Raw genomic sequence first — 13,986 nt, forward strand, 5'->3', positions numbered from 1 at the left:
TGACCAATGACCAGCACCAACCCCGAAATATCCCTACGGGGGATATCCCCCGATCGGGGGTGACCCGAACCCGGCCGGCAACTACCCCCCGCCGGTCCGCCACCACCGACGACCTCCTCGCCGTGTCCTGGCGTTTCGAACCCCGCGACTACGTCCTGGCCCACCTCCTCGACCAGCACCGGTTTCTCACCACCGACCAGATCGCTGCGGTCCTGTTCACCTCACCACGCACCTGCCGCAACCGGCTCAACGTGCTGCGCCAGCTCGGGTTCATCGACTGGTTCATGCCGGTGCACCCGGTCACCGGGCGGCTGCCGGTGCACTGGGTGCCCGGCCGGCTGTCCGCCCGGTACGTGGCGCTCTACCACGGTCGGCCGGCGCCCAGCAGCCGGGCACTGCGCGAGGCACGCGACGGGTACCCGTCCGCCGCCACCCGCGTCGGGCACCTGGCGCACGCCGACGGCGTCAACCAGTTCTTCATCGACCTGCTCGCCTACAGCCGCCACCACCCGCAGGCGCGGCTGACCCGCTGGTGGTCGGCCGGGCGCACCTACGCCAAGGTGGATCACAACACCCGCCCGGACGCGCACGGCGTGTGGACCGACGATGACCGCGAGGTCGCGTTCTTCCTCGAGCACGACACGGGCAGCGAGTCCCATCCGGCCCGGGCCGCGAAGCTGACCGGCTACCGCACCCTGCAGGACAAGGGCCCCGCCTGGCCGGTGCTGTTCTGGCTGCCGAGCGCGACGATCGAGACGAACCTGCACCGGCACTTCGCCAGCCTGGCAGGCGGCACCCTGGGGGTCCTCATCGCCACGGCGGCCCGGGACCACGCCGAAGCGCACGGCGGGCCGGCCGGGCCGGTGTGGACGGTGGTCGGCAACGGCCGCCGCCGGCTGCGGCTGGCCGAGCTGCCTGGGCCGCCCGGCCCGGAGGGACCCTTCCATCCGGGCCCGCCGGAGCCGGACGAGGACCCGCTGTACCTGCTGCGCGACGACGCGCCGCCCACGCCAGCGTGAGCCGCACCGTACGGCGCGAATGACGGGCAACCGTACCCAACTGGGCGCGCCACCGCTACCCAACCGACCCAACCGGCCCCCACGCCGGACGCCGCACCCGGCGCCGGCGTGGGGGCGTTTTTGCGTTGCCAGCCCGGACTGCCGCCAGTGCTCAAGCACTGCCGACGCCTCGACGCCGCGCGGGCCATGCGCCGTCACCGCCACAGGACGCTTGCCTCGCCGGCCCGGCGGCCCCCGGCAGCCGCCCGCGCCTGAGCACCGCCGGAGGCCGGGCGCAGGCGCGGGCAACCCAACTGGGCCGATTGACCCAACTGGCCGGGTGCCGGCCGGCACCCAACTGAACCCCGGCAGGCACCCAACCGCCCAGTTCAGCGCCCTGAGCCCGGCCCCGGCCACACGATCAGGACCAGTTGGGTCGCCGCTCTACGGTGAGTGCTTCTTTTCAAAGAAACCCCCAAGCGCCACCGCACCACCCGGGCGCACGCTCGCCACGGCAGGGACACCGCACCCGCCCACCCGCCACGTTGGCCGGTCGGCCGCGACCACCCCCGCCGGGCCCCACGCCCACCCGCGCACCACCGCACCACCAACCGGCCCCAGGCCGGCAAACACCGCCCTTGGCCCTCGACTGAACAGCAGCGCTGTCGGCCCGCTGGCCAACCTGAATCACCTGCGGCATTGCGCCGCGATCCGACCGCATCCCGCGGTTGACCGGGTCGCCACGACCCGAAGACCGACCCGAGGACGGGTCATCCCGGCGCGTACCGCGCATCCCAGCCCGACCCCACACACCGGGGGTTCCGGTTCCGCGTGCCCGCGCGCCACATACCCGCCAGGACAAGGAGGAACAGTCATGCGTGTCTCGCGTCCCACGTCCACCGACACCAGACGGCTGCATCTGCCCACCCGCACCGTGGGCACCGCCGTTGTCTGCCTACCCGCACGCACCCCACCCGCCGCCCTCGCGGCGCAGGCCACCGCCACCCTGGCGGCCCGGGGTCTGGCCACCAACGGCGTGCTGCCGCACTTCCACACCCACACCCGCCGCACCGGCAAACTGGTCGACCGGTGGAACGGCCTGACCTCCGGCGGCCCGATCAACCTCCTCGACCTCGACAGCATGCGCACCCGCGCCGCCGCCGGCGCCGCCGCCGAGTGGCTGCTGTGGCAGCAGGTCGTCGCCGGCACCCGACCGGCCCAACCGCTGTGGGCGTTCGCCGACCGGTCCGCGGCCGACCCGCACCGCTACCCCCTTGCCAAGGCCCACGCCGACTATCTGTCGCAACCGCGGGTCCTGGCGATGGGGGCCCACAACGCCATCCCCGGCCAGTCGTGGCCGCTGCCGACCTCGGCGCTGGAAGCCTTCCAAGCCGGCTACGGCACCTACGTCAACCTGGCCTGGCTGGCCGCAGTCCCCGGCGACGGGCTCGCCCCGCACGCCGGCGGCTGGCTGACCACCCGCAGCCAACGCCTGGCCGACCTCCTGGACTACCTCGCCACGGCCAACACCCACCTGGCCCGGCTGCCCCGCGACGCCCACCTCGTCGCCGTGGCCAGCCCAGCCTGACGACCCACCCAATCCGCGGACGCGCGCCACGCCGGGCCCGCGCCGCCGCGCACCGATCCCAGCGCGAGGCCTGCACGAGGCGCACCACCACGACCCGCCCGGCTGACGTTCGACCTCGACGCCGTCGGCCAACTCGCCGAGCACGCCGCCGCGGCCACTGCGGCGTTCGTGCGCGTCGGCGACCTCGTGCGAGCGCGCTGGCAGTCCGTCAACCCCACCGACCAGCTGACCGCCCGCGGACTGCACCGCGACGACCTGTACCTCGAGATCCCGCCGGGGCGCGCAGGTGTGGACGTTCCTGCTCGACGTGTCCGCCCGCCCGCCGCCCGCATGGTCACCGCCGCACACCGGTAGCCGCACGGCGCGGCACCACCCGTCACGGCTCACCACCGCGACCATCGCACATCGGAAGCAGCACGACAGCGCCGATTGGCGCTGCCCGGCCGTTGCCCGGCCACCTCTCGCACCCACCGCGAACCCGGGCACGGCCGTCAACGGCTGTGCCCGGGTCTTCGCGCATCCACGCGAACGGAGCCCTGTCATGAGCGAGCCGCAATCCAGTACCACGCCCGACCCTGACATCTCGAGCACGCCGCGGATCAGCCGGTCGGCCGGTACGCCGATCAGGTCGGCGAGGCGACCCGGCACGCGCCTGCGGGTCGCGGTCGTTGGAGGGTCGCTGAGCGGCCCCACCGCAGCGCTGTTGCTCCTGGACGCCGGATTCGACGACGTCACCGTCTACGAGGCCGTCCCGGCCGGCGCCCCGCAAGGCGGCGGACTGATCGGCCTGGAGCACTCGTCCCTGGACATCCTCGACCACCTCGGCGTGCCCCAGGACGAGTTCGTCCGCTACGACTCCGAGGCCGTCATGCACATCACCGTCTGCCAGCGCCGGCCCGGACAGGTCCGGCGCCACCTCTACGCCGGCCGCAACACCACCTGGACGCTGCTGCACACGGCCCTGTCCCGCCGCCTGCCCACCGAGGTGCTGCAGACCGGCGTCCGGGTCACCGGCCTGTCCGCCGAGCACGACCGGCCGCTGCTGCACTTCGCCGGCGGCGACGCCGCCCCGGCCGACCTGGTCGTCTTCGCCGACGGCCGCTCCTCGATCGGGCGCCGGCTGCTGGACCCGCAGCGGCGGCTGCACTACGCCGGCTACGTCGCCCACCGCGGCCAGACGAACACCACCCAGCCGGACCTGCGCGACTTCCTGCGCTTCGAACCCTCCCCGCACCGCGGGATGCAGTTCAACGTCGCGCCCATCCCCGGCGGCGCGGACTGGACGTTCTACCTCAGCGCCACACCCGCCCAATACACCGACTTCTTCGGCGCCCCACCGACCCGACGGGTCTTCGCCCTGCCGCAGCACGTCACCGCAGCGGCCCGCACCGAGGTCGACGCCAGCGCCCGCCGATACCTGCCCGACGAACAGGCCGCCCTGGTCCACGCCACCACCACACGGATGGCCGCCCCGGTCATGGACATCGAACCCCCGACCCGCATGGTGTGGCCCATCGGCGGCGGACACGCCGTCCTGCTCGGCGACGCCCTCGCCCCGGTCCGGCCGCACACCGCCCGCGGCGCCAACAACGGCATCGAACAAGCCTGGGGCCTCACCGCCGCGCTCACCCAGCACCGCAAGTACCACGCCGACCTGACCGCCGCCCTCGACGGATGGCAGCGCCGCCACCTGCCCGCCGCGGTCGCCGCCGTCCAGCTCGGCCCCGCGCTCGGCCGGCAGTTCGGCCTCGGTGCGGCCTGAGCCACGCCCGGAACCGGTCAGCCCGATGGCCACGCCCGACGGTGACACCCGCGCCCGCCCCGGCAGGCGCCGCAGGCCAACCCGGACCGGTTCCCATCGCAGCCAACCGCTGCACACCAACCGCCGCGAGCCGAACCACGGTCTGTGCGCCGGCCCGGACGGCATCGATCGCATCGCATCGAACCCTGGAGGAACCGTGACCAACGCCGGCTACATCCGCCTCTCGCAGCCTGTCCGCGAGCAGACGCTTGCCGCAGCCCGCCAGCAGGCGCAGCGGGCCGCGGCACGCTATGCCGAGCTCCTCGCCGCCGAGGCCGGCATCGCCGCCCGCGCCGTGCTGCCCACCGTGGCGCAGCTGCTGTTCCGGCGCACCAGCGACGTGCTCGGCCCATCGGCCAGCCTCGTCGCCGGGTACGGCAGGACCGGCCGGCTGCAATGGCACGTCGACCTCGACGGCGAGTGGCCCGACGAGTCACTGGTCACCGACCACCTCGCCGCCGCAGCGCACTGGTGCGGCGACGCCTTGGAGCACATCGACGCCGACGGCGAGGAGCTGTACATCCTCAACCTCGACGACTAGATCCCGGACACGACCGCCGCGTGGACCGGCGAACCGTCGCCACCTATTCCGGCACACAGCCGAGCAGAACCCCGGCACGCACCCCGCGGGGCGCGCCGCAGTCCTCCCTGAAATCAGGATCCGCCGGCAGCGCACGTCCAGCACTCCTGCGGCGGCCTGAGCTCCCGATTCCTGTCGCGCTGCACGCCGAGGCTCTGCCTGCCCTGCGGCGTGCGCCGCAGCAGACAGGCGCGGCATGCAGCGCACCCCTGCCCGCACGATGCGGGCCCTGCCCACACCAAGGTAGAGGAGATTCTCGTGCCCACCATGTTCCACGACCGCACACAGCGGCATCCGACGGCCGCTCGGCACGGCCTGATGCTGGCCGCGTTCGTCCTTGCCAACGCCACAGTCCTCGCCGCGTTCACCGGCCACACCTTCCTGACCGCGGTCGGCGTCATCGCCCTCGGCTGCGCCTACCTGGCCGGTCACGCCACCGCCGCGCGGCGGTACCAGCAGCGGCTCGTCCACGAGGTCGCCGAGGCGCGTAAAGATCCTCTGACCGGGCTGCCCAACCGCGCCCTCGCCGACGAGATGCTCGCCGCGGCCAGCCGCGGCGGCGCGCCGATCACGGTCGCGCTCATCGACGTCAACGGCCTGCACAGCATCAACGGCAACCTCGGCCACGCCGCCGGGGACCAGTACCTGACCATCATCGCCCGGCGGCTGGCCCAGGCCGTGCCGCCGCACGGGGTCCTGGTCCGCCAGGGCGGCGACGAGTTCACCCTCCTGGCCTGGAACACCGAACCGCAGGACCTCGCCGACCGGATCGGGGTGGCCCTCGCCGGGCGGGCGGTCATCGGCGGCTACCGCATCCAGCCCCGTGCCAGCGTCGGCATCGCCGCCACCGAGACCGCGGCAGACGGCACGGTCGACGCCCAGCGGGCCCGGGCTCGCGCTGATTCGGCCATGTACACCGCGAAACGCGACGGCGGCAACCAGATCCGCATCTTCGACCCGGACCGCGACACGGAACCGTCCCGGGACGGGACCCGGCCGCCGGTCCGCCGCCGCGACATCAACCCGATCGTCGAGGCCGGGATGGCGTGGCTGCCGACACCCGGCGACGAGCTGATCCCGCTGCTGCTGGCCCCCGACGAGCTACATACCGTGGCGCAGGCCCTGGCCACCGCAGCCGAGGGCTGGCGCCGGGCCGGCGCCGAAGCCGCCGCCGGCGCCAGCCGGACCGCATCGGCGCCGAGCAGCGAACCCGGGCGGATGAAGCCCACCCCTGCCGGCTACGCGGGCATCGCCCGGCTGGCCGCCCAGCAACAGGCCCGCTACACCGAGCTGCTGCAGCGGCTGCAGCCGATCATCGCCACGGTCGACGCCCTCGACGAGGCCGGCCACACCGACACCGCGCCGTACACCGCCGCGGACGCGACACGCGCCGGCGACCACGCCGGTGCGCAGACGCAACAGCAGACCCGGCAGGGCGAGGCGTGACCCGGCTGGACCTGCACGACGCGCAACCCGAATTCGCGGTGCACCGCCACCCAGACGGCGACGTGCAACTGCAGGTCCGCGCCGTCGGCGTCGATGTGCACATCACCATCGGCGACCTGTACGACGACGTGTCGCTCCTCGCAGCGAGCCTGCACCACCTGGCCGACGACGTCGACGAGGACATCCTCGACGGCTGGCAGGACACCCCGGACGAGTTCGACGGCTACATCACCGTCGACCGAGGCCGCTACCACGTCAACCTGGACGACACCCACGTCGGCGACTACCCCAGCCGGGAAGTGGCCGACATCGAACTGGCCCGCGCGATGGCCGACGGTGGAGTGTTCCCCAACGCCTGGTGCATCACCGACCACGGCACAACCGTCGCCATCGACGACGACATCCGCCGCTGGCACGACGACGGCGGCGACCAGCTGGCCCCGCTGCCGGGTGTGCAGTACCGGCCCGGCGATCGGCTGTGGTACGCCGCCGTCGATTGGCCCTACCGGGTCGTCGGCGACTGGGGCCCGGCCGGGGTGGAAATCCACACCGACGGCGACCCGAGCATCTGGGCGCATGTCACCGACCGCAGCGAGCTCCGCCCCGACACCGACTGACCTCACCACACCCAACCCCGCGCGGCCGGCACCCCGCCGGCCGACGTTTGTGTGCATTCCCTGCCGGTGGCCGCCGAGCGCGCAACCCCGTGCGTCACGACACCGCGGGGGATACCCCGCGGCGCCGCTCGGCGGCGCGCCGGCAGGGGTGCGGAAAGGCGGACACCGCCCATGGCTTCCACCCCACCACTCCCGGCCCAGGACGACCGCGGGACGTTCATTGTCATCGGCGGGTCGCCGTATGTCGCCTACGCCACCCACAGCGGACCGGCGTACCTGACCCGCGCCACCTACGACCCGGACGGGACCATCACGCTGCACGCGGTGGGCGCGCCGCACGCCCGCCTCGACCTGGCCGCCGACGCCGGCCGGTGGCGCGCTGAACGTGACGCGTACGCGGCCACCGCCGGGCACGCATGCGCCCGGTGCGGCACTCCACTCGCACAGATCGACGGCGCGTGGGTGTCCATCGACGACACCACCACGGCGGGCGGCTTGAGCTTCTGCCCGCCCGATCCGGACACCTCCCGCCCGCGGCAGCACCGGCCGCGCCGGCGCACGCCCGGCTGAAGCCGACCGTCCGCCGCCAGCTGCCATCACGGTGACCGTCCGTCCGACGGCAGCTTCCTATCCACTGCCCGCCATCGGCGGGCGCACTTTCATCAAGGAGCCACGCATGCACCACGATGCAGTGCGCATCGAACACGGCTACCACCTCATCGACACCAGGGCGTGGGTTCGCCAGCGCACCGGCGACCCGCTGCCGGAGCTGACCGACGCCGTGGCCGAGTTCACCCGGCACCCCGTCTTCGCCGACTACCACCGGCAGCTGGACACCAGCGACCGGATGCAGCTGTGGTGTGCCGCCCGGGGCTGGACCACCAGTGCGGAAACCAGCTACTACCACGACCACACCGCACTGACCGAGCCGGTGCGCATCGTCCTGGCCGTCGACGCGGACCGGGCCGCGTACGCGCTCGTCCAGATCGGCGACGACGCACCCGCGGTGTTCCTGGACGTGACCACCGACGACGCCTCCTGGCTGCAGGTCGAGCCGGTGGACATCGCCTGCCCGGGCGGGCACCGGTGGACCTGGCTGAACCACACCGCCCTGCTCGACCAGGACGGCACCCACATCCGGTTCAGGGACCTGTTCAGCCGCCGGCCCGGCGCACCGTACGCCGAATGCCGCGGCTGCCTCGCCTACGACAACGGCGACCGCGACGATCCATGCCCGTGCCAGAGCCGGTACACCATCTCCTGCCCGACCTGCGAGCAGCGGTGCCGGCTGGAACTGACCGACGTGCCCACCTTCCCCGCGCGGGTGCGGTCGTGAGCGCCGCGACCCGCCGGGCCCTGACCGGCGAGCAGATGCGGACCATCCTGGCCGCGATCCGGGCGGTCGACGAGCCGGCCGCGCTGCTGCCGACGGTCCTGGCGCACGTCTACGACGCGCTGCTGCACACCGACGGCCGCCGCCTCGCCGACCTGCAGCACGGTGGGCGGATCGGCCCCGACGACTGGCAGATCCCGGCAACTCAATGGGACGCGATCGCGCAGGCGGCCAGCGACCGGGCCGAGGCGTGGGGGAGCGGGCCGCAGCTGCGCGCCGGCCTGCTCGAGCGGATGCCCGGTTGCTTCGACGAGCTCACCGCCCCGACCGGCAGCCAACCTGTCGTGGCGGGTCACGGGCTGCGGCTGCTGTGCGTCTCGATCCGCGGCAACCACGGCTACCTGGTCGGCAACCCCAACGCGCACCCCATCGACCTGGACCCGGCCGCGGTGCCTGCCGGGATCGGCACCCGGTTCACCGACCTCGCCGAGATCAAACGCTACGTCCGCACCGAGCTGCGCGGCATGAGCGTGTTCTGGCAGGTCCGTGTCATCGACGACGCGGGTGCGGTGTTGCTGTACGGGTTCCGGGCCGGCCCCGGCGGCACCGGCGAACGCTGGACCTGGCGACCGCGGACGACCTCGGCCCCAGAAACCGCCACCCGGACGCCGGCCGGGCCGTAGCACCGGCCTGCCACGCCACGGGCCAGCCGCCCGCGGCCGTTTTCCCCATGACCCTAAGTCGGGACCTCGACGCCTGCGCGGCGGCCCCGGCCTCGGCCCGGGGCCACGTGCAGGCGCCGGGTTCCCGCGATCACCCGTGATTGCGAGGACTGCACATGAGCCTGCACAGCGACTGGCCGCATCCCGGCCGGCACATCACCACCGCGCGGGACGCCACCTTCGCCCCGCTGCACGACCCGGCCGGCCGCGTCGGAATCCGCGCCACCCGCGGCGGCCGCACCGACCTGGTGTACCTGGACGCGCCGACCGATCCCGGCAACGGCCGCCCGCTGATCATCACCGCATCCAGTCGGCCCGGCACCGCGGACGAACACGACCCGGACGGCATCACGGCCACCGCCATCCTCGGCCCTGCCCCGGCCGCTGACCGCGAGCAGGCGCCGCACCCCGCTCGGCGGCCGGGATGGTGACGAACCCCGACACCGCCGCGCGGTTGGCCTGCCGGATCTGCGGGGTACCGCTGAACCGGTACGTCGACCTGGACACCGGGCAGGTGCGCTACCTGCACCCGGCCGGCGTCGTGGCGGAACCAGCCGGCCACCGGCCCGACCCGGCGCCCGTCGATGAGGTCGACGCCCGGCACGTGTGTGACTTCTGCAGCGACGAACGCGTCGCCTACACCTTCCACACCACGCCGATCAGCGCGGTCACCGACACCCCGCATGGCCAGCTGATCGAGCACTACGGCACCGACTGGTCGGCGTGCTTCCCCTGCGCCGCTCTGCTGCAGGCCCGGGATCTGCCCGGCCTGCACCAGCGGCTGCGGCGGGCCGGGCCACCGCTGGACCCCATCGCCGCCAGCGCGGTGCAGGTCATGCAGCAGGCGGTGCTGCAAAGCCTGCTGCCCGGTGTGACGGTGGCCAATCTCGGTCGCTGGCCGGCCGTGCCGCTGCCGGCTCCCATATTGCCCAAGGTCCGGGACCGGCTGGCGAGCCTGCTCGCAGGCCCGCTCGGTCTGCCGCTGGGTCTCGACGTTCCGGCCGTGCGCGGCGCGGTCGCGGACAGCGTCACGGCCGCGCGGCTGTTCTGGATCGACCCGCAGTTCACCGAACTCGCCGAGTACGCCGCCGGGTCGCTGCCGGCCACGCACCTCACGGCGGCGGACCTGCCCGCCCCGCACGGCCTGCTCGCCTGGGCCCAACCAGTCGGCCCCCGCGCCGACCTGGTCGCCGCATCGTGGACCAGCGGCCCGCACGGGATGCGCGTGGTCGGCTACCGCAGCGTCGGCGCCGGCCTACCCGCCGGCGACCTGCAGCGCTTCCGCGAACAGCTCGGCTGGCTCGGCCCCCGCACCCACGCACTGCTGCCGCCCGGCGAACCCCTCGACGCCGGCAGCCCCGTCGCGGTCCTGGTGGCGACCTGGCTGCTGATCGCCCAACGCCTCACCGAAACCATCCCCGTGCCGGTGGACAAGGCCATCCGCAAGGCGTACCAGCGCAGCGGCCGGCCTGCCCCTGAGGTGCGCCTGGTCCGCATCCGCGGCGCCAACACCGCCCGGTCAACCGGCGAAGCTGGCCCACCCAACCTGTCGGAAGGCGACGGGCCGGCGAGGCAGCGCGACTACCGGTGGTGGGTGAAGGCCCACTGGCGCCGGCAGCCGTATGGTCCCGGCCGGGCCCTGCGCCGGCCGTTGCTGGTGCTGCCACAACTGCGCGGCCCGGACGACAAGCCGATCAAGGCGAGCACCGTCGTGCGGATGCTGGCCGCCGCACCACCACCGCCGGACTAACCACGGCACGGCCCGGCCAGGAGCCGACCACATACCAACTGCCACGTCCCTATAACGGTTCCACAGTGGACGGCTTCGGTTGGCGGATGCCGACCCGGGGCAGCAGTCGCTGCTCGACGCGGGACGACACCGACCGAGAGCAACCGCCGCCGGCGCGGCCCGTCCGCCATCGCCTGCACGGACAGGAGGACCATCGCATGCCGCCAACCACACCGATCCACGGCGAACACCACCGATCGGTGCACGTACACGCTCACCACGACGGTCACTGTCGACGCCGACGTGGACCTGACCGACCCGTTCGCCCGCTTCGCGGTCCTGCGCGCCCTGGCTGACCAGCTCACCGCGGCGCAGCTGGACCTGGACACACCGTTCGGCACCGCCACCGCCCGGATCGGACTGGTCACCGCTGTGGCCTGAACCAAGGCTTGCGGTCCCATCGGCAGCCGGCATGTGGCCCAACCCGCACCGTGGCGCGGATCGCCTGCCGGACGCCCGGAGCACCGCTGCACTGGTACGCCGACCCGGGGCACCGGCGGGTACGGCACCACCACCGATCGGCATCGTCGCCGAACCAGCCCGACCGGCGTGAGCCGCCTGCGCCAGAGGCGAAACGCGCCACTGTATGCGGCACCACCGCCAGGCCCCTGCGCGCGCTGCTGCGCCGCCGGGGCCGGCATCGCGATAACCACCCGACCGCGCACCAGCGCCCGCACCCGGGTGGGTCGCGGGCCGTGCGGCCATCACACCGGGAAGCCCCGGGCGTGACACCGCCCGGGCTCCCTGCACGGGTCACCAACCCTTGGAAGGAGCCAAGACCCGATGACCAACACGCTCCCCGCCGCCGACCGCAACGCGGCCTTCACCGCCGAACGGCGCGGCCAGCTCGACGCTGCCGCTGACCGGCGCGCCGACATCGAGGCCCGCATCGCCGCCGGCACCCTGGTACCGGTCGGCAACGGCCGCTACCAGGTCAACGACCCGAACAGCTGGGACAACGGCGAAGTCTGGACCTTGACCGACGGTGAGGTCCTGCCGGAACACGGCCTGGACACCACCACCGGCACGGTGGCCCTGTACTCCCGAGTCCCCGGCTGGCACGAGCTGGGCACCGTGATCCCCGAGGGCACCAGCGACATCGACACCGTCCTGGACGCCGGCGGCATCGGCTTCGAAGTCATCCGCCGGCCGGTGCTCTACCAGAACATCCTGGCCGGGCCGGTCAGGGTCCTCCCGGACCAGTTCGTCACCGTCCGGCAGGACACTGAGGCTGGCCTCGGTGTCGTCGGCGCCCGCTACGAGGTGTTCCAGAACCGCGACATCTTCGAGTTCCTGCAGGACCTCGTGGCCGACCACGAAGTGATCTGGGAGTCGGCCGGCGCGCTGCGCGACGGGCGGCGGGTGTTCGTGTGCCTGCGGCTGCCCGAGACCGTCACCATCGATGCGGCCGGCATCAGCGACCAGATCGTGCCCTACATCGCCGCGATCAACTCCCACGACGGGTCCAGCCTGGCCCAGGTGGTGGTCACGCCGTGGCGGATCGAGTGCGGCAACACCGAACGGTTCGCGGTCCGCGACGCGTTCACCCGGTGGGGGGTGCGGCACACCCGCAACGCCCGCGACCGCGTCGCCGAGGCCCGCCGCACCCTGGGCCTGTCGGTCAAGTACTTCGACGCGTTCGCCGCGGAGGAAGAAACCCTGGCCCGCACCGAGCTGACCATCGCCGAATTCCACCAGGTGCTGCAGCAGCTGTGGCCGGCGCCCGAGGAAGGCGCACCGAAGCGGACCGTCACCCACCACACCAACCGCCGCGACACCCTCGCCGCTTTGTGGACGGCCAACAGCGACCGGCTGGGCTGCACCGCATACGCGGCGGAGCGGGCCATCACCGAATACACCGACTGGAAACAGCCCATCCGGCCCACCGGGTCGCTCCGCGGCCGGGACCTCGCCGCCAGAGCGACCGCGGTCCTGGAAGGCAGCAACGACGACATCAAGTCCCGGGCCCACCGGCAGCTGCTGACCATGACCCGCCGCTAACCCGGCCCGCCGCCCCGACACGGCCCGCCCCGAGCCGCTCGGCCGGGGCGTCGTCGCGTGTCGGGGCGGCACCGGCGGCAGGCCGCCGAACAGGCGTGGCGCGCGATGCGCCAGCCGGGCAGCTGGGCGTGGGTCTTCCTGCTCGGTGCTCGAGCGGCCACCGCACCGAAGTCTTCCACCCAGCCACGACGTAGGCATCCCAGCCGCCCGGCCGCGCTGGCAGCCGGCTCAACCGTCGTCCGACCGTCCCGCACATCAATGCCGTCGCCGTCGACAACCGACCGCCACGGCATGGTGCGCCCTGGATACCGAAAGGCATCACGCTGTGCCCGCGAACCGCGTCACCACTGCAGACCAAGCACCGAACGCCGCGGACTCTCCGCTGCCGCCGATCCCAATGTGGCTGGCCCACCGGCCGGTCGTGGCCGGCCTGGCCGTGCCCTGGATCACCGCCCGCGGCCTCGACGGCCGCTACCTGTTCGGCGGCCTCGACCCGCAACGCCAGCACCAGGCCATCACCGAACACCGCTGCCAAGTCTGCGGCCGAGAGCTCGACTGGCGCAGCATCCTGCTCCTACGGCGCAGCGACCTGCCCCGCCACCGCACCCCCGAACCGGCGCTCGACCCGGTCTGCGCCGCCTACACCGCCGCCGCCTGCCCCATGGTCGCCGGCCGCATGACCCGCCACCGCAGCACCCCGATCACCCTCGGCCACGGCATCAGCAGCGCCGTCGACCAGCCCGCGCGGCTCGGCGCCCCGGCCGAACCCTGGTTCGCCGTGTGGCTCGACCGCTACACCACCGCCACCGACGACAACCGGCTGCTGATCGCCTCCTACGACGGCATCCGCCCCCGCCGCATCCGGCCGATCACCTGGCGGCTTCCGCCGACCTGGTAACCCGCACGGCAGCCTCGAGCTGGTTCGCCGCGACCGCCACGACGGCGCTGCGTCAGCGCCCGGTCCCGGCGTCGCCGGGGATACCCGCGACGCGGTCACGCCGTACCGCGCTGCACCCAACAACCCGATGACGAGTACCACACCGCCTCGCCGGGAGCCGGCTCCGCCAGCCTCCGCGACCGGCGGAGGCGCATGCGCGCCGGCTCCCGGGAT

Annotated in this window: 15 protein-coding genes; all 15 read left to right on the forward strand. The window is 73.5% G+C overall.

The genetic code is table 11. From position 1 onward, the window contains the following. Positions 1 to 59: 59 nt before the first annotated feature. The 15 genes from ABD901_RS50425 (at position 60) to ABD901_RS50495 (ending at position 13,773) form a co-directional block, all read left to right on the forward strand. Positions 60 to 1,019 carry a replication-relaxation family protein gene (locus ABD901_RS50425; RefSeq protein WP_345140671.1) on the forward strand — a complete coding sequence of 320 codons (960 nt, stop codon included), beginning with the start codon at positions 60 to 62 and terminating at the stop codon, positions 1,017 to 1,019. Positions 1,020 to 1,872: 853 nt separating this feature from the next. Next, positions 1,873 to 2,586 (forward strand): hypothetical protein, encoded by a 714-nt coding sequence (locus ABD901_RS50430; protein WP_345140674.1) that lies wholly within the window; start codon positions 1,873 to 1,875, stop codon positions 2,584 to 2,586. A 168-nt stretch (positions 2,587 to 2,754) separates the two neighbouring features. Beyond that, the gene (locus tag ABD901_RS50435) at positions 2,755 to 2,940 is read left to right on the forward strand and encodes a hypothetical protein (protein WP_345140677.1); all 186 of its coding nucleotides are present in this window, start codon (positions 2,755 to 2,757) and stop codon (positions 2,938 to 2,940) included. Between the two features lie 187 nt (positions 2,941 to 3,127). Further along, positions 3,128 to 4,348 (forward strand): FAD-dependent monooxygenase, encoded by a 1,221-nt coding sequence (locus ABD901_RS50440; protein WP_345140684.1) that lies wholly within the window; start codon positions 3,128 to 3,130, stop codon positions 4,346 to 4,348. Positions 4,349 to 4,544: 196 nt separating this feature from the next. Beyond that, positions 4,545 to 4,928, forward strand: a complete 384-nt coding sequence (locus ABD901_RS50445) for a hypothetical protein (RefSeq protein ID WP_345140687.1) — start codon at positions 4,545 to 4,547, stop codon at positions 4,926 to 4,928. Positions 4,929 to 5,234: 306 nt separating this feature from the next. Continuing rightward, positions 5,235 to 6,413: a GGDEF domain-containing protein gene (locus tag ABD901_RS50450; RefSeq protein WP_345140788.1), complete on the forward strand. Its 1,179-nt coding sequence runs from the start codon at positions 5,235 to 5,237 to the stop codon at positions 6,411 to 6,413. Further along, a complete protein-coding gene (locus tag ABD901_RS50455; protein ID WP_345140690.1) occupies positions 6,410 to 7,030 on the forward strand; it encodes a hypothetical protein in 621 nt (206 codons plus the stop codon). The genes ABD901_RS50450 and ABD901_RS50455 overlap by 4 nt, the downstream gene beginning before the upstream one ends. Positions 7,031 to 7,201: 171 nt before the next feature. Beyond that, entirely contained in the window at positions 7,202 to 7,600 is a 399-nt protein-coding gene (locus ABD901_RS50460) for a hypothetical protein (RefSeq protein ID WP_345140693.1), read from the forward strand. A 106-nt stretch (positions 7,601 to 7,706) separates the two neighbouring features. Next, a complete protein-coding gene (locus ABD901_RS50465) occupies positions 7,707 to 8,366 on the forward strand; it encodes a hypothetical protein (RefSeq protein WP_345140696.1) in 660 nt (219 codons plus the stop codon). Beyond that, a complete protein-coding gene (locus ABD901_RS50470; RefSeq protein WP_345140699.1) occupies positions 8,363 to 9,046 on the forward strand; it encodes a hypothetical protein in 684 nt (227 codons plus the stop codon). Before ABD901_RS50465 ends, ABD901_RS50470 begins: the two co-directional genes overlap by 4 nt. A 155-nt stretch (positions 9,047 to 9,201) precedes the next feature. Then, positions 9,202 to 9,516 (forward strand): hypothetical protein, encoded by a 315-nt coding sequence (locus ABD901_RS50475; protein ID WP_345140702.1) that lies wholly within the window; start codon positions 9,202 to 9,204, stop codon positions 9,514 to 9,516. Beyond that, positions 9,510 to 10,835, forward strand: coding sequence for a hypothetical protein (locus ABD901_RS50480; RefSeq protein ID WP_345140706.1), 1,326 nt, complete (start codon positions 9,510 to 9,512; stop codon positions 10,833 to 10,835). The genes ABD901_RS50475 and ABD901_RS50480 overlap by 7 nt, the downstream gene beginning before the upstream one ends. Positions 10,836 to 11,117: 282 nt before the next feature. Continuing rightward, positions 11,118 to 11,255, forward strand: a complete 138-nt coding sequence (locus tag ABD901_RS50485) for a hypothetical protein (protein WP_345140709.1) — start codon at positions 11,118 to 11,120, stop codon at positions 11,253 to 11,255. Between the two features lie 402 nt (positions 11,256 to 11,657). Next, positions 11,658 to 12,875 carry a DUF932 domain-containing protein gene (locus ABD901_RS50490; protein WP_345140712.1) on the forward strand — a complete coding sequence of 406 codons (1,218 nt, stop codon included), beginning with the start codon at positions 11,658 to 11,660 and terminating at the stop codon, positions 12,873 to 12,875. Between the two features lie 325 nt (positions 12,876 to 13,200). Further along, positions 13,201 to 13,773: a hypothetical protein gene (locus ABD901_RS50495; RefSeq protein ID WP_345140714.1), complete on the forward strand. Its 573-nt coding sequence runs from the start codon at positions 13,201 to 13,203 to the stop codon at positions 13,771 to 13,773. The last annotated feature ends 213 nt before the right edge of the window (positions 13,774 to 13,986 follow it).

Source organism: Dactylosporangium darangshiense, assembly GCF_039537565.1.
GTDB lineage: Bacteria > Actinomycetota > Actinomycetes > Mycobacteriales > Micromonosporaceae > Dactylosporangium > Dactylosporangium darangshiense.